This is a genomic window from Streptomyces sp. NPDC029836 (assembly GCF_055574495.1).
Genome location: NZ_JBVHZI010000028.1, coordinates 25,736 through 48,968 on the forward strand (window position 1 = coordinate 25,736; position 23,233 = coordinate 48,968).

Here is a 23,233-nt window from a genome sequence, read left to right on the forward strand (position 1 = left end):
ACACACGCTGGATGCAGATCCCCGTTCTCCCCCGTACGGAAGGCAAGTGTCCATGGAACCCACAAGTGTGCGTGTTGCTTTGCTTCTGCTGGTCGGTGTGCTCGTCACCATCCTGGCTCTGTACGCACCGGAAGCTGGTGCCGCGGTCGTGGGAGCCGCCACGGTTGTGGCCCTCCTCGCCGAGCTCACAGCCCGCAAGTGAATCCCGGCCATTCGATCGGACCGTTCGGTGGTTTCCGTTCCTTGGAGTCCGAAGGTAGACCTGTCGTCAACGTCACGGTGCTCGTAGTCGCGGCGACGTACCTCATTGTTCCGAGTGGGTGGGCGATCACTGTCCCCCGTGTCGGAACGAGCGGCTCAGCCGAGCGCCTCTGCAAGAACAAGTCCGGTCTCGTGTGCGGTCAGGTAGGGGCGGACATCGTGGGCATGCGCGCCGTTGTTGACCGCCAGGTCTTGGACACGGGTTCCGAACGAAGGCGCGAGCTCTTTGATCAGGGCCACGGCATCTCCGCGATCGGCGATGTTGATCCAGCGCTTCACGGGGACAGGCCACCGGGCCGTACCTCCGGTCGGCGCGGGACGTAGCCGGTTGAACACGAGGCCGTGTACGGCGAGGGGAGATCCGAGCGTGATCAGTGTGAGGTCCCGCCACTGGGGGTGGGTACACAACGTCTCGTAGGCGACCACACTGCCCAGGGAGTGGGCGATGATCACCGTCGTCTCATCGGTGACCGAGAGAGTCAGACGTTCTCCGGCAGCCCGACGGACCTCTGGCTCGGTGAAGTAGCGCCGGACCTGGCGGGCACTGCCGATCATCGCGCCCTCGGCGAGGCCGGCGAAGAAGGCCGAGTGGCTGAGGGCGTTGAGTGCTCGCTGGACGACGCGTGGGGTTCGCAGCCGGGCAGGGGCATCCGGCCCGGGTACAGGGGCCTCGGCGTCCGCGGCTGCCTGCCACCACGCGAGGAGCAGCTCGTGTTCGAGTCCGGGTTCCACGTCCGATGCGTCGAGGGGCGGCTCGCCCAAGCCGCGGTGGCCGGGCTGGCGGAACAGGTCACCGTAGAAGGCAACCGAGACGTCTTGGCGCGGCAGCATGTCGGAGCCCGAGATGGCGAGCCCGTCGTTCAGGGACGGAAGCCATGCTTCGGTGATGGTTTCAGGTCCCTTCAACTGCTGTGCGATGCCGTGGACTAAGACGACACGGGTCATCTGGATTCCCCCATAGGCCTACGACTTGCAGGAGTCATGCGGAGTGCTACCAATCCCATGTCGGTCGCCACGCAGATCTGTCCGGTGGTGTCGACGGCTAGTCCGTTGATTCCGCTGCCAACGTTGATCTCCGCGCGGAGAGCACGCGCTTCTAGGTCCCAGACACGCACCAGTCCGTACACGTCGGCAGCAACGAGGGTCGGAGTTCCGTCCACGTTCGCCACACGGATGCGTCTCACCGAGGCAGGGAGTAGGTCCAGCTCGGTGGCGCAGGACGAGGGGCCGTCGATGGGTTCCATGGTGAGTCGGCCGTCACCGGCCCCGATCAGCAGGTGGCTGCGTCCGCCGACGACGACCAGGTCCAGGGCGGTCGCTCCCATCGCGTAGCCGGTCCTGACCTCCCCGTGGGGGCGGCCGGTCCGGAGGTCCCACAGGCGCACGGTTCCGTCGTACGAGGCGCTCGCCAGGATCGGCACCGCCTCCGTGTGCCCGACCCGTAGTGCGCTGACGATGGCGGTGTGTCCCACCATGGGAGGACAGACGGGTGCCTGGGTTTCCAGGTCCCACGCATTGAGGGTGTAGTCCCCGGACGCGGCCAGGACCACGGGCCGTCCGCCGACCGTGCTCACACAGGACAACTGTGTAGCTCCGGCCCGTTTCCACAGCCGCCGGCGGGTGCTGACAGACCACACGTCGACGTCCGTCCAGTTGCTGCGGACCACGATGATCTCGTCGTCCAGGAGCTCCGTGGCGACGCTGTAGGTCGATGGGGACCCGGAGGTCAGATGGGCAGCGACCTGACCGCCATTGTCCAGGTCGTGGACGCGCACCGAACCGTCGAAGTTCCCCGTCACCACAACCGCACGGCTGTCAGCGGCATGCGCGATGTCGGCCGAGAGTAGGTGATGTTCGACGCCGCACAGTGGCTCGCCCATTGGTTCCATGGTCGTCAAGTTCCACAAGCGGACGTGCTGGGAGCCGATCCCGATCAGTACCGGAACGCTGCCGATGCGCCCGATCACAGGAGGAACCTGCGAGCCCGGGGACAGGTTGTTGCAGGTTTCCAGTGGCGGGCCCTCCTCCGTGCCGGATGCCACGTCCCACGTGCGCAAGGTGTTGTCGTATGCGGTAGTGGTGACGACTGTCCTGCTGCCTATCCGGCCCAGTGCGGCCGCTGTAATGAAACCGGTGTGGCCGACAAAGGGACCCGCGATGGCGGCGGAGGTCTCCAGATCCCGGACGTGGACCGCGTTTCCGTCCAGGATCACCACGACGACGGGGCACTCTTGGTGGAACCCGACCCCTACTGTCCGGGCGGCGGGTGTGAGCGCAGGCGCATCGAAGTGGCTGTGGCGTGTTGCGGCCGGTTGGCTCGGCCCGGGGGCGATGCGCCACAGGTACCCGTGGTCCAAAGAAGTACAGAGAGCAACCTCTAGCATGCGTCCGACCTTGCGGACCGATAGGTGCCGAATGCCTCCGATGTGACCGGACAGTGGTGGGCAAAGCGCGGTGCCGTCGCGCGCGTCCCATAGACGCACCGTGCCGTCGTCGCTTCCCGTGAGGAGTACGGTCCGCTCGTCGAGGTCTCCGAAGACGGCGCATCGAACGGCATTCGTGTGGCCGAGAAGGGGAGTGGCCGAGTTGCTGGCGCGGAGTGGCTCCCACAACCGGACAGTGGTGTCGGACCCGCCCGTGGCGACGACGAGTGAACCACCCACTTCTCCGACCGCGACAGCCATGACCTGTCCGGTGTGAGCTTCCAGTGGGGAAGCGCACTCCTGGCCGGTGGCCAGGTCCCACAGGCGAGCCGATCCGTCCTCACTCCCGGTGACAGCCAGGTCCCGGCCCTGGTACGAGTGGTAGGCCGCAGCCAGTACCGGTCGGGCGTGGCCTTCTGAGGGCTGGTCTGCAGTCAGGTCCCAGATTCGAGCCGTCCGGTCCTGGCTCACCGTTACGGCGAGGGCGGTGTCGTCCCGGTCGAACAGTGCTGCCGCCGTTATGTCGCCGACGTGACCGCGCAGCGGCGGACCGACCTGTTGGAGGGTGCGGACGTCCCAGAGCCGTGCCTCCATGCGGCCGCTCGTCACGGCCACCGGGCGTCCTTCGAAGTGGCCGGCGGCAGCCGAGGTCACTCCACTGCGGGTGTAGTAGACGTGGGCGCTGACCGGCTCCCCGACCTGACGCCGATCGTGTAGATCCCAGCGACTCAGCATGCCTGCTTGGTCGCCGACCAGAGCGATGGTCCGGCCGTCGACTTCGGTTACGCACACTGCCGAGACTCCCATCGCCGGGCCGATGAGTGGGCTGCCGTCCACGCGAGCGCTCCCACCGTCGATCACCTCGGATAGGTCCCAGACGTACACAGCCTTGTCGTCACCGCCGGTGACCGCGATCGGCCGCCCATCGAGTTCTCCGAAGCTTGCGGCGAGCACGGAACGACGGTGCTCGGTCAAGTCGTTCCCCAGCTGGCACCGATCCTGCAGGTCCCACAACCGTGCCGTGCCGTCGGCACTGGCGGTCAGTACCACCGGTCGGCCGTGGAGAGCCCCCATCGCGATGCTCGCCACCCGGTTGGTGTGCCCGCGCAGAGGAGTTCCGTGTTCCTGGCCGGCCGAAAGGTCCCAAACCCTGACCGTGCCGTCCTCGCCCCCGGTGAGAGCCACGGTGTAGTCGCCCAGATCTCCGATGGCTACGGCGCTGACGGCGATGCCGACGGACAGGGGGTCGCCGATCTGTTGCTGAGCGGTCAGGTCCCAGATACGTGCCGTGCCGTCGATGCTGCCGGTGACGGTGATGGGACGACCGTCCAGCGCGCCCACGGCAACACAGCTCACGTTCCGGGTATGGCCGGCCAGCAGCCGGTGGACACCGCTCGTGGACCACCAGGCCCAGTTCGCGGCCCATGGACGTTCCAGCGACAGGTCCTCGATGCGGTCGGCCAACGGATCGGCCTCGCACCGTCGGGCAGAGAGCTGCAGGTCCGCGGCACGGGCGCCGAGCGGACGATCAGGAGTGAGCCGGTGCGCCACTTGCTCGTACGCGCTTCGGATGCGCCGCGCTGTATCGCCCTCAATGGAGGAGAAGGCCGTGAGGAGCGCTCGTGGATCGCTGGCCAGCAGGAAACCGGGATCCTCGATCAGGTCGGTCAACACGCCGCCCGCGGCTGCGTGGGTGGCCAGATGATGACGGACGTACCCGACGGCACCGAACCAGCCCAGCGGCCCGTCGATCGGTTTGGCGACGAGCGAGCGCAGGGCTCGTACGATCGACCGTTGGACCTGCTCTGCCGACCGGTCGGCAGTGGTACGCAGATGCTCGGCGAGCGCCTTGTGGTACAGGCGGTACGCGGACCTTCGGTCATCGTCGATGACTTCGGCGACGTACGCCGCTGCCACGTCCAGGACCCAAGTGATGTCCGCCTCTGTGCAGGAAACCCCCGAGATCACTGAGCTCAGCGTGGTCCACACGTGGCCCCGGGGCAGCCCCTTCCCCTCCGAGAAGGCCAGCGCGAGCAGCATGCGTCGCACCCGGGGCTCGTCCGGTCCGAAGCGAGCCAGATAGTCATCGAAGGCTTCACCCACCTCGCTGGGCAGGTCCTCGGCCCAACCCTGCCGGCCGGTGTCGACGGTGGATCCGTCGGAGCGCAGGGTGCGTGCCGTTGTCCTCGCGTAGAGGTAGACGCCGGCCGCCTTGGCGGCCACCGCGTCGGCGACCGTACGGGCGCGATCGGCTTGATGTCGGTACGGCGTCGGAATCTCGGGTTCGTCGCTGGCGAGGAGCATCCGTGCGACATAGCCGGATACGTCCCCCTGAGTCGCCCGGTAGCCTTCCTGACCAAGGTCCATGACGGTGAAGGTGCGCCCCAGTGGGCCCACGAGTTCGTGGCGGGCTCCGACGAGCAGCCTCACGCCCGGAATCTCTGACATGGGTCGCAGCAGTTCGCGAGTGATCCGACGGGGCTCGCCGTGGCCGCCGGCGTCCGCCGCAGTGTCCGAACCCGCTTCGTCCACGGCATCCACCACAACGACGATGGGTGCCCCGTGACGCCCGCGCCGTGTCAGCTCCTGCAGCAGGGCGGCGGGGCCTTCGGTACGGGTGTCCAACGCGGTCGCGATCCGGTCGACCACCTCCTCCAGCCGTTTGTGGCGGGCGTGGACCGCTGCCGACACGCATCCGGCGGGAAGCACAGTCGAAGTGTCGACATCGGAGAGGTCCAGACGAGCCCGGTACCCGGAGTCCGAAAGGGCGACGATCCGTCCGAGCACCGCGGACTTCCCGCACCCGGGGCTGCCGGTGACGACCCTGCCGCGACCGTCGCCTCGGGGCGAAGTGATCCAGGCCACGAGTTCGGACAGCACCCGGATCCGCCCGCTGAAGTACAGGCCCTGTTCGGACTCGAACTCCACGCCCCGGGAGCGGGGGCCGAAGTGCTCGTCGAGGTCCCGATCGGCCACGCGCCGTTGGACCTGTAGATCAGTTCCCTGAGGCGGAAGCTCCTCCCGGTAGTTCGAGTTGGCCAGGAACGGTGCGAGACCGGTTACCAGTCCACTGGCGAGCTCGGCTCGCTGGCCATGGCCTCCGGTGTCGAACTGTTCGTTGACCGCCTTGACGAGTTCGGTCAGGTCCAGGTACTGCTGGCGCTGTCCGGTCCTGTCTGCAGTGGTTTCGACGGCCGCGATCAGGGCCGTGACGAACATGCCGTCCTCCGCGATGTCCTTGTGCCGGGCCGAGCCCAGGAACCACAGGCCAGTCGAGGTGTGACCGGAGGTGCTCCGGTAGGCGATCGTCTGGAGAGCGACGGCAGCGGCATCCGCGCTGCCCGCTCCTGCGGAGCAAGTGTCGAGGATGAGCAGTAGGTGGCGCAGCTCGCCGCGGCAGAGGATGCGTACGAGGTCTTCGGTCGCCAGGGCGCTGGAGACGAGGTCGTCCTCCTGTGAGTCCCAGCACAGCAGGTAGTGCCGGTCCCGTTCCTCCACGGAGCCGTGGCCCGCGAAGTACACGACGACGACGTCATCGGCCGTCAGATCGGCATCGGAAGACCAATGGGTCAGCTTCCGACGTATCTGGTCGGCGCTTTCGTAGTCCCCCAGCCCCGGTAACACAGCCGTGTAGCCGAACGCCTGGAACAGCTCGGTCGTCGCCCGTACGTCCCCGGGTACGGAGGCCAGCTGCTCTTCCTTCGGAAGGTGGCGGTACTTGCCGCTCCCCAAGGCGATGAAGAATTGCCTTCCCACCCCACCACCCGACGACGTCGTGGACCGTTGGCCCCGAATTTTACCCAGGCGGATGGCGTTTTGGTGCGGGTTGCCACTGAGTCGAAGTGGCACGACCACTTCCGGTCAACATCATCCGTGCGCCGATGCCGCCCGCCGGATCGGCGTACAACTCGGGGGCTGATGTGTACCGATGCGGGCGTGACGGGGAGGCGACGAGTGCTGTCCGATGAAGTCTGGCGCGACCTGCGCAGTCAAGGTGTGAGCAGGATGTACTCCGAGCGCAGTGTGATGCTGCGGCAGGGATCCCCGGGGACACACCTCCTCGCTCTCACCTCCGGTTTGGCCAAGGTGGTTTGCCGAGAACCGAATGGCGCCAAGACGTGGCTCGCGTTTCGAGGGCCAGGGGACCTCCTCGGAGAAGTTTCGGTCTTCAATGGGACCTCGCGGACGGCGGACGTCGTTGCCCTGACGCCCTGCGCTGCAGTCGTTCTGGACGCACAGCGCTTCGTCCAGTTTGTCGAGGAGCGCGGACTGGTCATGCATCTGATGCGCCAGGCACTCGCCAGGATGCGCGAGTCCGACATCCACCGAGCCGAACTGCAGACCTTGCCACTGGTCGTGCGGCTGGCTCGCACACTGCTGAGGTTGGCCGTGCTCACCGATCAGATGGCGGAGAGCAACGCCGTCCGGCTGACGGGGCTGAACCAGGAAGAGGTCGCGCAGGCGATCGGCGTCACACGCAATGCGGTCATCAGCGGGTTGGGGCAGCTGCGGGCCGTCGGATTGGTCGAAACGGCGCGGCGGGTGATCGTCATCAGGGACGTGGAGGCCCTGCAGCGCTGGGCAACGGCCGACTGAGGTCGGCGATCTGTGACCCGGGACACATCCTGTGCGCCCAGCGCTGTGCACTCGGCGGAGCGGCGCGGATGGAACCTCGAAGCAGCCCGACCGCGGCTGCTTACCAGACCATCCGTGAGGAGATCCCGCATGTCTGTACCCGTGCCTGTTCCGTACGCCGAAAGCCGGCCGCTCCCGCCCTACCGCGCCCTGTTCGCCGTTGACGCGAAGGACTTCACCGGCCTGCCGGCTGCTCAACACGGCCCGGTCAGCCAGCTCATCCCCCAGCTGGTGGACCAGGCCCTGGAGCGGGCAGGCCTGCACCAGCTGCGCGATGCCCAGCGTTTTCCCGCCAATACGGGAGACGGCGTCGTCTTCGGTTTCGATCCGGTGCACTTGCCCTTCGTGCTCTGGCCATTCCTGGGCGTTCTGGACGACGTGCTCGGTTCGTACAACCGGCAGGCCGTTGGTCCGCGGATCAGGCTCCGGGCCAGCGTCCACGTCGGCCCGCTGCCCGACGGGGGCGAGCCCGGGGACGGCAACGGCACGGCCCGCAACGACATGCACCGGCTCCTGGATTCGCGTCCGGTCAAGGCGATCCTTGCCGCGGCGAGCGAGGAGGTGACCCACCTCGCTGCGATTGTCTCGGAGCGGGTCTACGAAGACGTCGTGTTGGGTGCCTACACGGGGCTCCACCCTGACCGGTGCGTCGAAGTGTCGGCCAGCGTCGAGGGCAAGAACTTCTCGCAGCGGGCCTGGCTGTACGTTCCTTCGCCCTCCGGGAACCTCGTGCGGGCGGGCATCCGGCCGCGTGAGGAACCCGTAGCTGCGGTGCCGGCGGAGCCTGCCGTGGCGCCGGACAAGGGTTCCGGAACGGAGTACCGCCGTAACTCCCAGCACGTCGGGGAAGGCGCCGCAGTGATGGGCAACGTCGGTCGTGACTTCACCTATACCGCGCCCGCGACCACGTACCGTGGCACCAACCAGCACTGGGGCAGCGGAGACAACGTTGCGGGTGACAAGCGGACCGGTGACGGGGACCACCGGTGAACGCCGGATCTGGACCGGCCGCCGAGCCGGACGACCAGCCGAACGCCGATCAGTCCGATCCGTCGGTTGGACCGGAGACCTGGCAACAGACTTCCCTCCGTGAGAGCCACCAACGGGTGGACAGCGGAGTTGCGTTCATGGGGAACGTCGGAGGCGACTTCAACTTCCTGCACATCGCCGCGTCGAACGACGAAGCCATCGAAGGAATCCTCAAACCGCGCCTGCGCGAGGGCCCTTATCCGGCGGAAGAGGTGCGCGACCGGCTGCGCGGATTCGTCGAACCGCCTTCGTACGTACGCTGCCGGAAGGCGTTGGACAGCCGGATCCTGCTGCTCAGGGCCAAGGCCGGAACGGGCGCCAGCACGGCGGCGTTCGCTCTTCTTGCTGAAAGGCACGGTGAGGACGGTGTCACGGGCCTGGATGCGATGGCGGATCTGTCGGCATGGCGGCCGAAGGCCGGCCGCGGGTACCTCCTGCAGGGGTTGCCGGCGGCTTCGGCCCGGGCCCTCGACGAAGTGCGGCTGACGGGCCTGGCCGAAGCTTTGCACGACGCCGGGGCTCACCTGGTCGTCACCATGGCGCAGGATGCCCGGTTGCCGCCAGATGCCAGCCGGTGGGAAGAGGCACATGCCGCACCCGGACCGCACGAGGTCGCAGAGAGACGACTACGGCTCGTGGCTGCCAAAGGGAGGCTCGATAGCCCGCAACTCGACGCCGCACTGCGGCACCTGGCCGCCCCCGAGTCCACTGACTACCTCTCGACCCATCCACTGCCCGGTGATGCCGTCGACCTGGCGGAGGGGTTGCGGCAGTCCGCGGAGACGTCGGCACCGATCGGGTCCGTGATCGAGGACCTCCTGACCGGCACCGAGGCCGCCGCCCGGTCCGCGCTCGCTCAGGCTCGGCACAGTGCCGACAAGGTCTCCTTGATGGCGGCCGTCGCTCTGCTCCCTGGACAGGACCGCACGGTGATCGAGCAGTTCGCCACCGAGATGCGGCCATTGCTCGGTGCACGTGCTGCAAAGACGGGGCAGACCCAGGCCCCGGACGATCAGTTGCCGGATGTCCTCGGCCTCTCGTTCGAAGACCGCCTCGAAGCCATCGGTGCACGCCTGGAGACACCACGCAGTTCTCCCGCGGACCGGTTTCGATACCCCGTGCAGCCGATCGTCTTCTCGGGCAGGCACCGTGCGGCGACACTTCTTCGCCACCTTTGGCTGGACTTCGAAGGCATGCCGGCGGCGCTGTGGGGAGCTCTGGAGCAGCTGAACTATCAGCCGGGCCTCGATCTGGCAGCTGGAAAGGCGATCGGCCGGGTGCTCGCGCATGCCACCGGCCCCGGCGTGCTGACTCAGCTGGACCGGTTCGCCTCATCGGAGGACCGCTGGCGCCGACGGCTGGTCGCGGTGGCGTTGGGAGAGCTCGTCCAATACCCCCTGGTTTCCGGTGCGGTCAAGGAGCAGATGCGTCGGTGGAGCAGCCGGTCATCCGTAGTTCTCCGCTGCACGGTCGCCGAGACCTGCGGGGGCAGCTACGGGCTCGCCCGGCCGGCCGCCGCCCTCAAACTCCTGGACAACGTCCTCGGTGGCTCCTCTCCGGAGTTGGACGCGAAACTGCGTTCCGCCGTCTCCTTCGCGCTGGGCGCCCTCCTCACCGAGCAGGCGAACCACGTCGAGGTCCTGGAGGCGGTGACGAGGTGGCTGGGAGACGGCCGGGGAACACCACGTCACACGCTGGCGGTGCACGTGATCCACTCCATGTCCCTCTCGACGTTCCCTCAGCCAGGTACACCGGGTGCGGTCCGGATGAGCCTGGCCCGCATTCTGGAGTGCCACCCGGCTCAGGGTTTTGCGCTCGCTGTGCTGGGTCTTGACGACCCGGCCACGTACGAAGCGGTGGCCCAAGGGCTTGGGCGGGTCGAAGCCGACCCCGACATGTTCCAGAGGACGGCCTTCGATCTCGTGGTGAGCGAGCTCTCCCGTACCGCTCGCCATCGTCGGGGAGTCATCCGCTTCCTACTGGGGCGCCACCGAGATCAAACGAACACATCGCGAAGGAGGAGTGCGTCATGAGCAGGCCACTGTTTACGTCGGTCAATTCTTCACCGGTTCGGCAGCTGCTGCGGCAACGGTTCGGATCGTCTTCGGATCGCGCGCTCGTCTTCCTCTCGGATCAGGAAGCGGACCGCGTCGAGCCGCCCCGGGGCGGAGACATCTGGGGATACCCCCGACCGTCGATCGGGGCGGCCTTCCGACGGGAGTTCGACTCGATCGGGTGGGTCTCGCTGGCAGAGCGCCGGACCGTGGTGGAGGTGCCACGCCGGGGTCCTGTGACATCAACGCCTTCGCGAGCACGCTACGAAGTAGCCTGGAACGTCAGCAATCCGGTGGTCGCGGCACGCAGCGGCCTGACGGAGGACGCCGCGTGCCGGCTGATCGACCAGGCCATCCGTGGAAGTGCCGGATTGCCGGGTGCTTCTGATCCCCTTCGACAGCCGCCGACCCTGTACGGGACAGCTCAGGTCGAGCCCCCCGGTCAGCCGCGGAACATCGACAGGGCGGGCCTGACCTACTGGTTCCTGGACCCTCCAGCCGGCCTCCTACCGGCTTCAAGCCATCCTGCCGAGCTCCTCCTTCCGCCGGGCTTCGGCGAGGCCCACCGCGAGGCGTACCGGTTCTACCGCGAGGTGGTGGCCGGCGGGCCGGTCGGTCTGGCGGCGCTCTGGCTGCTCCACCATCCCGACCAGGCCAGAGAGGTGCTCGACTGGACGGTCGCACACGGCGACCTGCTCACCGAGCGGGACGGATGGGAGCGGACGCTGGCGGCAACGCTGCAAGGACTGACGAAGGAGGAGCGGGGCTTCATCGGGGTGAGGCTGGCAAGCCTCCTTAGCGAAGTCGGCGTACCTCAGGGCGATGAGGTCTTGCGCAGGATAGGTGACGCAGGTGTACCGCACAGCAGCATGAACGGCTTCCATGGAGGGGCTCCGTGATGTGGGCTCTACCGTCTCGCCTCGCCCATTTGGGAACCCGGCCCGAACACCCTGGCTCGGACGCGGACCACGTGGTGGTTCTTTCGCGCGAACTCATCGCACAGAACTATCTGGAGATCGGCCGGGCCGACGGCAAGGCAGCCATCCTTCTGGCTACTGGGGGAACACTCTTCGGGCTCCTTCTTGTACGACGTCCCCTCGATGCCTTGTGGGCCGTCCCGTTGTGGTGGACGGCAGCGGCCACCACGACCGGGGCGTTGGTCTTCCTGCTCCTGGCTCTCGCCCCGCGCCGTGGGGCACGAGCCAGCGAGAGGCACGGCCTCCTCGCATACTACGAAGACGTGGTGCGTGCAGAGACGCGCGCCGACTTGTCGGCTGGGCTCAGGCGGGACGGCTCAGATCCCCAGCCCCGGCTACTCCGTGCGCTGAGGGAGACGAGCAGGATCGCCCGAGCCAAGAACCGCTGCGTGCGGTACGCCATTGTCATGTTGCTACCGGCGATCACCGCGGCCTTCCTGGCCGTTGCGCTCGGTCGCTGAGCAGGATCGAGCGAGAGGTTCGGGGCTGGCCCGAGAGGGGGAGGGTGAGTGCGCCCAATACCCCCTGCACTGCGCGGTATCTGCGGTACCGTCCGGCGCAGGCGCGCGTCTGACGCAGCCTTCTGGGGCGTGGAGGGGAGTAACGGTGGCACCGCGGCCTGGGGGCGAGACGGACAAGTTCGGCAACCGCTACGAGGGTGCCTGGACCGTCAGACATGCCCTGTACGTGCTGCTGGACAGAGGCACATCGATCACTCTGGAACCGGGTTCCCCCTCGGGCGACGAAATCGAGTTCGCGTACCGGTATGACGGGGGGACGCAGGTCCACCAGGCCAAGCGCCAGAACCGGAACGCCAACAGTTGGAATGTTGCTTCCCTCCGAGGCAAACAGGTCTGGAACAGTCTGCGATCCCACGCCGACGCGGGCCGCGCATTTCACTTCGTTTCTCTGCTTCCTGCCCGTGAGCTTGACGAGCTGGCCGACCGCGCCCGACGCTCCGACGGCTTTCCGTCCTTCGAAATCGAGTGGCTGACGGATGGGCTCAGAGGGCCCTTCCAGGCATTGGCCGCGCCCGATGTCTATGGCTCGGCCGAAACGGCCTGGCGCATGCTGAGAAGCCTCTGGGTGGAATGGCACAACGAGCGGGACATCGTGAACATCAATGCGGTCCTGGCCGAACAGGTCCTTGCTGGGGCTCCAGGGCGCCTTGCCGCCGCCGGACTCGGCGACCTCTTGCTGAACAATCTGGGGACCACGCTCGATGCCCCGGGCATCATCGCCCGACTGGGGGAGTACGGGCTGAGGCAGGTCAGAGGGACGGGCGGGGACAAGGCGGGGGACGAGGCCGGCGAGGCGACGCGTCGGTGGGCAGCGGGCGTCGAACGTGAGCTGCTCCGCCCCGAGATCCCCCGTGAAGCGGCTGATCAGCTCGTGGAGGTCCTTGCGAGTGACGTACGGCAGACCGTAGTTCTCACGGGTGCCGCAGGCAGCGGAAAGAGTGCAGTGCTGCACCAGGCTTTCACTGCCCTGACCAAGCTGGGTACCCCCGTGCTCGGGTTCCGTCTCGACCGCCTGGCTCCCTTTACTACGACCCATGAGCTGGGCCGAGGCATCGGTCTGGTCACATCACCGGTCAATGCGCTCGGAGCCGCGGCGAACGGGCGCCTGTGTGTGCTGATCGTGGACCAGCTCGACGCGGTCAGCCTGGCCTCGGGGCGCATTCCGGACACGTTTGACGTGGTGGCCGACCTGATCGGTGAGGCGATGGCGCACCCTGCCATGCGCGTCGTCCTCGTGTGCCGGACATTCGATGCCCACGCCGATCACAGGATCCGTCAACTCACGGCATCGGACCGTTCCACACGCATTTCAGTCGATCGGCTCTCCGATGCACAGGTCGATGCCGCGATCGTGAGCATGGGCCTCGGTGCTTCTCCTTTGACGCCTTCGCAGCGCGGCTTGCTGCGATCTCCGCTGCATCTGGTCCTTCTGGCTCAGATCGCCGGCCAGGGGGAAGCCCTTTCCTTCCGCACTACCCGGCAGCTGTTCGACGCCTTTTGGAACAGCAAACGGAAGGAGTGCATGCGTCGTCAGCCGTCCGTGCGGTTCCACGAGGCGGTGTCGGCCGTAATGACGGCCATGAGCACGAGGCAGCGGCTCTTCGTACCGGACAGTGTGCTTGATGCGGACGACCTTGCCGTGAGCGGGGACGTGTTGGTGTCGGAGCACGTGTGTGTGCGAGACGGCAGACAACTGGCTTTCTTCCATGAGAGCTTCTTCGATTACGCCTTTGCCCGCGACTGGCTCCGGCGCGATGAGAGCCTGGTCGCATTTCTCGTCGATGGGGAGCAGGAGCTCTTCCGCCGGGGACAGGTGAGGCAGGTTCTCGACCATCTGCGGGACCTGGACCCGGAGCGGTTCGCCGAGGAGGTGGAGGCGTTGCTGACCAGTCCGGAGATCCGTTATCACCTCAAAGACCTGACTTTGGCAGTGCTTCACGGCTTGGAGGACCCCACCGCCAGTGAGTGGGGGGCTGTCTCACGTGTCCTGGACTCTCGCCCTCTTTTCCATTTGCAGCTTGTGAACGCGGTCAGCAAGGCAGCATGGTTCCGCCGCGCGGATGATGAGTCCGTGTTCGATGACTGGCTGATCAGTGCCGATGCAAGGGAGCGCGACTGGGCCGTGCGGATGATGGCCGCGGGCGCTGAGGCTGCTCCCGACCGAGTGGCTCGCCTGCTGGAACCGCACACGTCGCATCATCAGTTCCCGGACTGGCTGGCGTGGGTCGTGCGCTTCGGCCGCTTCGCTGACAGCAGGAGGCTTTTCGATCTCCTACTGGTCGGCGTACGAACCGGGCTTCTCTCCGGACACGAGCACCTCATCTGGATCTCAGCGAGTGATCTGGTCGAAGAGCAACCTGCTTGGGCAGTAGAGCTGATCGGTGCTCTGGTGTCGGATCGTCCGGACGCCCTCCAACTCGATCACGACGGCAGAGTCACCGTCCTACGCAACCGGGACCACTCGGCGATCCGTGTGGTCAAGGCTGCCGCTCTGGGGGCTCCCGAGGATTTCTGCGTCCGATTCCTTCCGTTGCTCCTGGACGTCATGGCTGCAACGGCCATTCCGCCGCGCGCGTGTTGTCCGGTCTACGACAAACACTTCGGCTTCCGTAACCCAGATGACGACCCCAGCGAGTTGGGCGACGCCCTGTTCCAGAGCACGGAAACGGCTCTGCGAATCCTGGGGGACCAAGACCCTGCTCGCGTTCGGGAGCTTGTAGCGGGGCTCACGGTCCTGCCATTCGATGCGGCACAGTGGCTCTTTTATCATGCCCTGATCGGGGCAGGCCCCGCCCTGGCTGAGTGGGCTGCGGAGATCCTGCTACAGGGCAGACATCGATTCCTGTCCGGCCATCTGTCCAATGTTGCATGGGGCGCCCGAGAAGTCCTGCGCGCCATTGGCGACGCCTTGTCCGACGCCACTCTCGCGCAGCTGGAGCGTGCGCTCCTCCATCTGCGTCTTCCTCCAGACGACGAGCTCGCGCCCTGGCATGAGTTCACTCTGCTGACGGCGCTTCCCGAGGGCCGGCTTTCCGATCGGGCGGCCCGTAGGCTCGGAGAACTCCGAAGGCTCCACGATGACAAGCGGGAGCCTGAGGCACCGCGTGGGGCGACGGCAGGGTTCACCGGGCCGCCGATCTCGTCGGAGTCGGCCCAGTGCATGACCAACGACCAGTGGCTGGGCGCCATGAGGAAGCACAGTCAGGACCGCACGGACTGGACGACCTTCACAGGCGGGGCCCGGGAGCTGTCACACGTGCTGCAGAGCATGACGGCGGCGGACCCCGGCCGTTTCGCGCGCCTCGCTTTGCGGATGGATGCCGGGCTGCACCCTGCGTACGGAGCGGCGTTACTGCTTGGTCTCGGTGACGCGGAGCCCCATGCCGATACGGACACCGTCTTCGCGGCGATCCGTCATCTCGCACGCCAAGGTCGGCCGGCACACGACCGTTGGCTCGGATGGGCCGTACGGAAGTATCTGGCCGGTCTGCCCCTCGATCTCTTCGAGGCACTGCTGGATCGCGCGCTCGGTTCCGAGGACGCCGGTGACACGGTCGGCGAGGACGAAGACGATGTGGAGCGGGACCTGCTGACCGCTGGGATCAATACCGTGCGCGGCAGCGCTGCCGAAAGCCTGGGCGACCTGTTGGTCCACGATGCGGACGGCTCCCGGGCAGCCTTGGTGGTACCTCGTCTGAGCAGGCTGGCCGCAGACCCCTCGCTCGCCGTCCGAGCATGCGTGGCTCACGTGCTGCACGCGGCAATGAGGTACGACCGCACTGCGGTGGCCGAGGCCTTCACCGAGCTCATCCGAGCCCCGGATCAGCTTTTGGCTTCACCACACGTGTTCCGTCTCTTCGTGGCGTTGTGCCATGGGGACCCAGTGGCGGCCAGGCCGGTGATGGAAAGGATGCTGGACTCCTCGGTGGCAGCGGTGCGTCGGATCGGTGGAAAGGTCGCCGCGCTGGCAGCCATGGAGTGGGAGACGCCGGATCTGCTGGCCAGGGTGCTGGCCGGAAACGACGGCGCGCAGCGACAGGGTGCCGCGGACGTGTGCGCTCAGCGCCTCATGAGCACCGGGGACGCGGCCCTGGCGCATCACGTACTCGTCCGGTTCTTCCACGATCCGGACGAGGACGTGCGGGGAGCCGCCGCGGCTGTGGCAATCGCATTGCGGGGCCGGCGGCTGGGGCCCGTCCGCCGGACGGTGACCGCGCTCATTGATTCTGGAGCTTTCGAGCCGGCCCTGCCCCAGTTGCTGATCACACTTGAGCAGGCCCCTGACAGGGTCGATGAGCTGGTACTGGCATGTGTGCGGCGATTCCTCGACGTGTTCGGTGCGGCATCGGCCGACATGAGGACCGGTGCCGCGGCTGACGCGCACCACGTCGGGGAGCTACTGGTGCGCGCCCACACCCAGGCGGGCTCAGCTGCGCGGCGGTCCGAGATCCTGGACCTGCTGGACCAGCTGCTGCTCCGGGGATCCTATGGCGTGGCCCAAGCGATCGGCAGCGCCGACCGGGGCTGAGCTCCTTCACGAGGAGAATGGTGCGTGCTCCGGCCGTGCGCCGCCGTGCGCCCCGGAGTGCGTTCGGTGTACCTCTGGCCCGAGCGGAAATGCGGACCACCGCGCCGACGGCGTGCTCTGCTGTGCACATGATGCACGGCTCGAACATGTATGGTCGCGCGCCGTTTCTCGACACCTTGACGGATGGGGCGCGCACGGCCTTCGCGCTGCTTGGGACCCGGAGCACCTTCGCCGTGGGGGATGTGCTGATCAGTGAAGGCGACCGCGCGCAGGAGTTGATGCTGCTCCACCAGGGGGTGGTCAAGGTGACTGGTCGTCTGGACGGTGACGGGGCAGCCCTCATGGACATCAGGGTCGAAGGGGAGGTGGTGGGTGAGGTAGCAGCCATGGATTTCGGGCCGAGATCGGCGACGGTCACCGCCTGTGGTGACGTGGTCGCCACCGTGGTCCCCAGGTGCGAACTGCTGCCTTTCCTCCGGGCCAACCCCGAAGCGGAATTGGCCCTCAAGAGGGTGATCGGCAGCCGATTGCGCCGCTCCGACCGCTGGCGCCTGGATTTCGGTAGGCACCCGGTCCTGGTCCGGCTGGCCCGGGTGCTGGTCGAACTGGCCTTGGCGCAGGGGAAGCCGGGCCGAAATTCGGTGCGGATCGAGGTGAACTTGTCCCAGTCCGAATTCGCCGCGCTCGCCGGTGCCAAAACGGACACCGTGCAGAAGACGCTTCGCCAGCTTCGTGAGGACGGGCTCATCACCACCGGCGAACGGCGAACTCAGGTGCGGGACCTGGCCCGACTGCAGGAAGTAGCGCTGCTCAGCATGCCAGTCACGTAGCACCACAGCCACAAACCCGTATTAATGCGGGTTTGTGGACTGCTCCACCTCCTTCCTCGCACAGTTGGCTGCACCGCACCCAACAAGCATTGGAAGGTGGCGAGTTGTCATGAACGAACCCTCCTCCCCTCCGCTCCCGGACGTCATCCCGCACCGTCGGCTGTGCCTGGCGGCGGACGTGGAAAAGTACAGCCGTCTCGACACCCGGACCCAGTCGGCCACTCAGGCCGACCTGGTCCGGTTGCTGGACGAGGCGGCGACGTTGACCGGACTGGACCGCGCGGCTTGGGCCCGCCAACCGCAAGGCGACATGGAGTTCGCCGTACTCCCCGCGGACACCCCGGAAGCCACCGCGCTGGGGCCCTTCGTGCACCACCTGTCGGCCTGCCTGAGCACGCTCAACGCCCGTCCGGAGACCCCGCGGATCAGGCTGCGGCTGGCCATCGACGCTGGTGTCGCCACGGACGCCACTCTTGGTCACGCCGGACCTGCGCCGGTCGCCGTGGCACGCTACGTGAACGCCCCCCAGTTGAAGGCCGTGCTGGCCGCCCTCACCTCGGCCGACCTCGCCGTCATTGTGTCGGATCGGCTGTACCAGGACGTTGTACGGTTCGGGCACCCCGGCCTCGACCCGGCGCAGTACGTCCGTGCCCATGTGCAGGTCAAGGAGTTCGGAGGCTACGGCTGGATCCGTGTGCCGGGGCACGGCCCCGACGGCATCAGGCCGGTCGTGGAAGAAGTGACCGAGCCGCTGCCGTTGCCGCAAGCGCCCGTCCAGAGCCGGGCGAACCTCTCCCAGCACGTTCACCAAGGTGTTGCCGTCGGCGGGGACGTGAGCGGCGGTGTGAACGTCGGCGTGCCCATGATGCCCCCGTCAGCCAGCCCCTGGCGCGTGTGGTGACCGATTCGGGCAAGGCCGCGCTCCGCCTTGCTGGGGACAGCACCCAGTGGGCGGACTACGGGGTGAACGTCGGCCACGACGTGCATGGCGTCATCAATGTCTACCTGCCGTCCACCGCCGCGCGAACGCCCTGGTGCCGGACCCAAGGAGCGAGCCCGATCTCGGGGAAGCGCCACGCCGCTGCGCGGTCGGCGCTGACTGCCCTGGGGAGTGCCTGCGAGCTGGCTGCCGCGGCGCTGTCGTATGCCGGCCTGATGGGGTCGGAGAAGGAGAAGCCATGATCAGGACTGACCCGGCCGGAGCGTTCTCCCTGATCGAGGGAGCCCTCCGCAAGGAACCCGTGGGTGCACCGTGGCTCCTGGTCGTGAGTGTCGGCCACAGCTCGGTACGGCTGTCCCCGGAGGAATGCAGGAATGCTCTGTACGGACCGCGACGCGACGAGGGACTGCGGGCGACGATTTGGCGACAGGCTGTCGCGGAGGCCAGGCAAGAACCAGCGGGTGGGGCCGGCACGGGACGCTTACTTGTCGTCTGGCTGGCGATTCCCGGCCTGTACCGCAACCTGCGTCGGATCCTGCGCCAGCTGCGGGTCGAGCGCGCCGATCTCGAGGCGGAGGCCGTATTGGCCGTACTCGGTGCCCTCGACACCGCGCATCCAGACAGCCCGGACCTGGGCGGTCACATGATCAAGGAGGCGGTGAACCGGATGTGGTCCTATGCCGACCGCGTCAGGAGGGAGGTTCCCGTTGTCGACGTAGCGCGCTTCGCCGAGGCCCGCTGCGTCACGGCACTGCGAGGGGAGCCACAACAGCCGACTGATGAGTGGGAACTGCAACTCACGCCCCCGCCACGCCGTGACGGGCTGGCCGCGACACTCCGTTTCACGGATTCGCGCACCCGACGAGAAGGGGAGCGGATCGGGGCACTGGCACACTGCGCAGGCTTGCCCGACCTGGTATTCCGGGCCCGTCGCCACGAGGACTCGGAACTCATCGGCACCTTGGCGCTGAGCCCTCTAGGGGCTCGGCGGTGAGCGCCCGGTCCGGCCCGCCCCTGGGCTTCGCGGAGGCCTTCGACCTTCCCCTGAGTGTCGACCTCCGGACCGCTGCCCGAGCCTTCGGAGTTTGTCCCGGCACGGCGTACAAACTGATCCGCCGCGGGACCTTCCCTTGCCCGGTTCTGCGCGTCGGCGGCCAGTACCGCATCCCGACCGCGTACCTGTTGCGCGCCCTCGGTATCGAGGAACGGCCGGTGTATGCCGTCGACCTGGAAGCCGGCGCCGCGTACGCGGCCCGGCTCGACGAAACCCACTCTCGCGAGAAGGAGGACCTCGTATGAACGCGTTGCAGGCACTTCGGTCGGAACCCGACCGACCTCGGATGTGTTTCGTCGTCGGCCCCATCGGCGACCAGTACGCCGCGCACGGCAGCCCCGAGCGGGAGGCCTACGAGTACCACCTGGGGATCTTCGAACAGGTGATTGCGCCTGCCTGCGAGAAGTACGAGATCGCCGCTGTGCGCGCGGACGGCATCGCGCACGCCGGTGACATCAACGAGCAGATCTGCCGGCATGTCATCGAGTCCGACCTCGTCATCGCGGACGTCAGCGGTGGCAACCCCAACGTGATGTACGAGCTGGGGCTGCGCCACATCACCGGTAAACCGACGATTCACATCGGGGAGGCTGGGCAGTTGCCCTTCGACATTGCCTCGATTAGGACGATCCGGTACCAACGGGCGCGCAGTCATCTGGCCGGTGCGCGGCGCGAGATCGAGAGCGCACTGGAGGTCGGGATCAGGGACGGCTTCGAGCTCCTCACTCCTGCACGGGTGGTGCGGGCGCTCCAGACCGTCGACGGGCAGTCGCCCCCTGAACAGAGCGGAAACGCAGGGGACACGACCGAAGAGGACCCGCCCGGCCTGCTCGACGACTTCGCCGCGATCGAAGACGGGCTGGATGAGATGACCGCTCACTTGGAGGCGATCACAAAGGCGATCGAGACGATTGGAACCCTGACCGAACAGGGCAACATCGAGATCCTCGACCTCACCCAGGCCAACGCCCCGGCGAGCGCACGGCTCGCGGCTGTGGCCCGGTATGCGGGGTCGCTCAGTGCGCCGGCCGGGGAAATGAACGCCGTCTCCGCGGCCTTCGCGGAGCAGATGACAACTCTGGACAGCGGTGTGAGGGCCGCGTTGAGCCTCATCGAGACGACGCCGCTCGACGAGCGTGGAGAGGGAACGGACGAGTTCCTGGAACAGCTCATTGCGTTGGACGAGTCGGCTCAGGAGGGACTGGCACAGATCGGCTTCCTGGGCACATCTGCCGGCGGCCTGATCCGTGTGAGCCGACACCTCCGCAAGCCGGTGAAGGACATCTCCACCGCGGTGAAGCAGATGACGTCTGCCATCACGTGCATGGGAGAGTGGGCGGGCAAAGCCCGAGATCTGGTGCAGGGCACCCCTGAATGAACCTGCCTGGCAGGGACCCGGGCCTCTTGGGCCCGGGTCTCATTGCGCTCTGGCTTCCCGAGCAGTGGTCGACGATGTGGCGCTGCCGAGACGGCCTGCCGCCTCGCATTCTCTACAACAGTCGCGCTTCTTGAAGATGACGTACAGGCTGACGCGGACGACTGCCATCAGCAGGATCGCGAGGGGCGCGCGGCACTCGACGCGTTGCTCGGCGTGGTCCCCAAGTTCTTCCCGGCGAGCCTTCACCTTGGCGTGAGTGAACGGGGGCTTAGCACGTGCTGGGACCCCGACCTAGATGCCGTATTGATCCTGGTATTTGGCAAGGATCGCGTGCGCTTGTCCGTTCATTCGATCTCCGGCGCGGGATCGGGCGATTTCGCTGATCTCGGCGGGTGTGCGCCCAAGCCAACGCATTGTGTTGAGGGCGATACTGATGATGTCGGCGACCTCACGTGCGGCGGCTTCCCGATCGCCGCGCGCGAGGTGACCTTCAAGCTCGTCGAACTGGATATCCGTGGCACGGCGGAAGTGTGACAGCGGCTTGCGTGCGAGCTCGTCACCCGCTTCCTCCCAGGCGTCCCACATTTTTTGGAACGGGCCGAGTTCGTTCTCCACCGGCGCACTCTCCTAGTTGCCGTTACGGGTTGGGTCCTTTACGGGGTGTGGGTGGGAGATCCGGGCGCCGCCGTCGCTGCGGTCGGGGAGGTTATCTGGTCGACCATGACTCCCACTCCGATGAAGAACAGTCCGGCGAAGACGAGCGCGATCATCCGGCGGCGCGACAGGCGCGGGACCTCCACTTCGTTGATCCTTAGACCACCACCCACGATCGCGATGGCGACACAGAGCGCACCCACGATGTGCAGAGTCACAGAGTCCTCCCCGTCAAGCACCGATGCTTCTCTGTGTAATTTTGCATGTTCCTGGATGGATGTCTACGTGCTTCATAGTGTCAATCTCCGTAGACCGTCCAGGCTGTGGAGCGTGAGCCGGCGCCGCCCCGTGCTGACTAGGCCTTCTTCGCGCAGCTGTCGCAGAGCGATTGCCACGGCATCGCGCGATGCTCCGATCCGGTTGGCTAGGTCGTGCTGGCTGATCGGCACCGACAGGATGCAGTCGTTGCCCTCCGGCTCACCGAACTCGGCGGCAAGTTCGAGCAGCCATCGCGCGAGGCGGCTTTTGACGCCCAGTCGGGCCAGAATGGCCTGCTGGTCTGACTGGCGCCGCCGCCAGACAGCCGCCTTGTACATCACTGGCCAGAGGTGTTCTTCCTCGATGAAGGACAGCAGTGTGTTGGCGGCGATATCTATTCCGGTCACATCGGTGATGGTGGTGACTGTGGCGGATCGATCTTCCCCCATGAGGACACCTTCGTCGCCCATGACTTCACCCGGCCCGCGGATGGCGAGGATCACCTCTGTGCCGTCGGTCGCGCGCTGGGTCACCTTGACGTGCCCCTGCTCGATGACAAGGACGGAGCGGGAGGGCTGCCCCTCCCTGAAGATGGTCTGCTCCGCGGGGAACTGCACCCTACTGCCATGAGCCCGCAAGGCGTTGCGCTGCTCTTCCTGTAGCACCTCAATGATGGAATGTGCTTCGTTCGCCATGACGTTAACCGTACTATTCGGCAGTCCTGAGTGGAATCCTCCATGGAGATGCCATCGTGTTCGTGCGCTCTCTCCTCTCTTCGGCTCGTGTTGGGCGCCGAGGAAGGGCCAGGCGTTGGTAGCTGGCGAGCGCTGTCTGTGTCCTAATCGTTGGGTGTGTTGCGCTGATCTGACGCGAAGGCGCACGCCCGGAAGGCGTTGCGGATGCTTGTGAGTGGCTCGCGGTCACGGTTGTAGCGGAGTTTGTTCGTGAGGAGGACGGCCCAGCGGTCCTGGGCTGGGCTGATCCACATACCCGTGCCGGTGAAGCCGTAGTGGACCCAGAGGTCCTCAGTCGGGGTGGTGCCGGGGGCGGGGTGGCAGAAGAGGCCGCGGGCGGGGGTTAGGTCGCCAGTTTCGATGCGGAGGGATCCCTTGATCCAGGCTGGGCCGAAGGCGGCCTGGGTGTGGGCGAGCATGTGGCGGAGGAAGCGGGCCAGGTCGTCGAGGGCCGAGAAGGTGCCGGCGATGCCGCAGACGCCGTCGAGGAGGCGGGCGGAGAAGTCGTGGGCGGTGCCCTTGAGGTGCGTGCCCTTGGTCTCGTCGTACTCGGTGGGGGCGCAGCGGGCCGTCTCGGCATCGGGGAGAGGGCCGAAGCGGGTCTGCGTCATGCCCAGGGGGTGCCAGATGCGGTCGGTGGCGAGCTGGTCCAGGGGCTGGCCCGAGAGGTGTTCGGCGAGGTAGCCGAGGACAAGGGCGGCTCGGTCGGTGTACTCGACGGTTTCGCCCGGCGGGCGGTGGAGGGCCTCGTGGAGGACGCCGTCGCGGATGTCCTGGGGGTCGGTGCCGTAGAGGTTCTTCAGGTTGGCGCGCAGCGGCAGGCCGGCGGTGTGCGTGAGCAGGTGATGGGCCGTGGCCCGGGCTAGGCAGTGTCTGACAAATGATCACGGACTGGTTTCGCGGAGCCAGAGGATCAGCGAGGCCAGGACGACTCCGGCGCGGTAGCGGTCGGCGAGC

Annotated in this window: 18 protein-coding genes and 1 pseudogene; 13 read left to right on the top strand and 6 right to left on the bottom strand. The window is 67.0% G+C overall.

Annotation, left to right across the window (positions count from 1 at the left end; translation table 11 throughout):
* Window positions 1–46 precede the first annotated feature (46 nt).
* Window positions 47–202, top strand: coding sequence for a hypothetical protein (locus ACZ4XJ_RS36530; protein WP_468498753.1), 156 nt, complete (start codon window positions 47–49; stop codon window positions 200–202).
* 155 nt (window positions 203–357) lie between these two features.
* Here ACZ4XJ_RS36530 and ACZ4XJ_RS36535 read toward each other — a convergent pair whose 3' ends face one another.
* On the bottom strand, window positions 358–1,206 hold the full coding sequence (locus ACZ4XJ_RS36535) for a hypothetical protein (protein ID WP_362731418.1): 849 nt from the start codon (window positions 1,204–1,206) through the stop codon (window positions 358–360).
* Complete coding sequence (locus ACZ4XJ_RS36540; protein ID WP_468498754.1) at window positions 1,203–6,440, bottom strand: caspase family protein; 5,238 nt, start codon at window positions 6,438–6,440, stop codon at window positions 1,203–1,205. Before ACZ4XJ_RS36540 ends, ACZ4XJ_RS36535 begins: the two co-directional genes overlap by 4 nt.
* 198 nt (window positions 6,441–6,638) lie before the next feature.
* On the opposite strand from ACZ4XJ_RS36540, the gene ACZ4XJ_RS36545 reads away from it, so the two are divergent.
* The 12 genes from ACZ4XJ_RS36545 to ACZ4XJ_RS36600 all read left to right on the top strand — a co-directional run bounded on the left by ACZ4XJ_RS36545 (window position 6,639) and on the right by ACZ4XJ_RS36600 (window position 20,630).
* Window positions 6,639–7,280 (top strand): Crp/Fnr family transcriptional regulator, encoded by a 642-nt coding sequence (locus tag ACZ4XJ_RS36545; protein ID WP_362731414.1) that lies wholly within the window; start codon window positions 6,639–6,641, stop codon window positions 7,278–7,280.
* A 129-nt stretch (window positions 7,281–7,409) separates the two neighbouring features.
* Window positions 7,410–8,309: a hypothetical protein gene (locus ACZ4XJ_RS36550; RefSeq protein ID WP_362731412.1), complete on the top strand. Its 900-nt coding sequence runs from the start codon at window positions 7,410–7,412 to the stop codon at window positions 8,307–8,309.
* The gene (locus ACZ4XJ_RS36555; RefSeq protein WP_468498755.1) at window positions 8,306–10,381 is read left to right on the top strand and encodes a hypothetical protein; all 2,076 of its coding nucleotides are present in this window, start codon (window positions 8,306–8,308) and stop codon (window positions 10,379–10,381) included. The genes ACZ4XJ_RS36550 and ACZ4XJ_RS36555 overlap by 4 nt, the downstream gene beginning before the upstream one ends.
* The gene (locus ACZ4XJ_RS36560) at window positions 10,378–11,301 is read left to right on the top strand and encodes a hypothetical protein (RefSeq protein WP_468498756.1); all 924 of its coding nucleotides are present in this window, start codon (window positions 10,378–10,380) and stop codon (window positions 11,299–11,301) included. Before ACZ4XJ_RS36555 ends, ACZ4XJ_RS36560 begins: the two co-directional genes overlap by 4 nt.
* Window positions 11,302–11,372: 71 nt before the next feature.
* On the top strand, window positions 11,373–11,840 hold the full coding sequence (locus tag ACZ4XJ_RS36565; RefSeq protein WP_468498757.1) for a Pycsar system effector family protein: 468 nt from the start codon (window positions 11,373–11,375) through the stop codon (window positions 11,838–11,840).
* A gap of 145 nt (window positions 11,841–11,985) precedes the next feature.
* Window positions 11,986–16,428, top strand: a complete 4,443-nt coding sequence (locus tag ACZ4XJ_RS36570) for an NACHT domain-containing protein (RefSeq protein ID WP_468498758.1) — start codon at window positions 11,986–11,988, stop codon at window positions 16,426–16,428.
* A gap of 128 nt (window positions 16,429–16,556) precedes the next feature.
* Entirely contained in the window at window positions 16,557–17,258 is a 702-nt protein-coding gene (locus ACZ4XJ_RS36575; RefSeq protein WP_362731402.1) for a Crp/Fnr family transcriptional regulator, read from the top strand.
* Window positions 17,259–17,367: 109 nt separating this feature from the next.
* The gene (locus ACZ4XJ_RS36580) at window positions 17,368–18,159 is read left to right on the top strand and encodes a hypothetical protein (protein WP_362731400.1); all 792 of its coding nucleotides are present in this window, start codon (window positions 17,368–17,370) and stop codon (window positions 18,157–18,159) included.
* On the top strand, window positions 18,153–18,440 hold the full coding sequence (locus ACZ4XJ_RS36585) for a hypothetical protein (protein ID WP_362731398.1): 288 nt from the start codon (window positions 18,153–18,155) through the stop codon (window positions 18,438–18,440). The genes ACZ4XJ_RS36580 and ACZ4XJ_RS36585 overlap by 7 nt, the downstream gene beginning before the upstream one ends.
* Window positions 18,437–19,192 carry a hypothetical protein gene (locus ACZ4XJ_RS36590; protein WP_468498759.1) on the top strand — a complete coding sequence of 252 codons (756 nt, stop codon included), beginning with the start codon at window positions 18,437–18,439 and terminating at the stop codon, window positions 19,190–19,192. Before ACZ4XJ_RS36585 ends, ACZ4XJ_RS36590 begins: the two co-directional genes overlap by 4 nt.
* On the top strand, window positions 19,189–19,497 hold the full coding sequence (locus ACZ4XJ_RS36595; protein ID WP_331447422.1) for a helix-turn-helix domain-containing protein: 309 nt from the start codon (window positions 19,189–19,191) through the stop codon (window positions 19,495–19,497). Before ACZ4XJ_RS36590 ends, ACZ4XJ_RS36595 begins: the two co-directional genes overlap by 4 nt.
* Window positions 19,494–20,630, top strand: coding sequence for a hypothetical protein (locus tag ACZ4XJ_RS36600; RefSeq protein WP_285548647.1), 1,137 nt, complete (start codon window positions 19,494–19,496; stop codon window positions 20,628–20,630). Before ACZ4XJ_RS36595 ends, ACZ4XJ_RS36600 begins: the two co-directional genes overlap by 4 nt.
* 291 nt (window positions 20,631–20,921) lie before the next feature.
* On the opposite strand, the gene ACZ4XJ_RS36605 is transcribed toward ACZ4XJ_RS36600, so the two are convergent.
* The 4 genes and pseudogenes from ACZ4XJ_RS36605 to ACZ4XJ_RS36620 all read right to left on the bottom strand — a co-directional run.
* Entirely contained in the window at window positions 20,922–21,245 is a 324-nt protein-coding gene (locus ACZ4XJ_RS36605; RefSeq protein WP_285548649.1) for a hypothetical protein, read from the bottom strand.
* Between the two features lie 38 nt (window positions 21,246–21,283).
* The gene (locus tag ACZ4XJ_RS36610) at window positions 21,284–21,430 is read right to left on the bottom strand and encodes a hypothetical protein (protein WP_468498760.1); all 147 of its coding nucleotides are present in this window, start codon (window positions 21,428–21,430) and stop codon (window positions 21,284–21,286) included.
* Window positions 21,431–21,574: 144 nt separating this feature from the next.
* A complete protein-coding gene (locus ACZ4XJ_RS36615; protein WP_356652635.1) occupies window positions 21,575–22,237 on the bottom strand; it encodes a Crp/Fnr family transcriptional regulator in 663 nt (220 codons plus the stop codon).
* 143 nt (window positions 22,238–22,380) lie between these two features.
* A pseudogene (locus ACZ4XJ_RS36620) lies at window positions 22,381–23,148 on the bottom strand (serine hydrolase domain-containing protein); the annotation flags it as partial.
* Window positions 23,149–23,233: the final 85 nt, after the last annotated feature.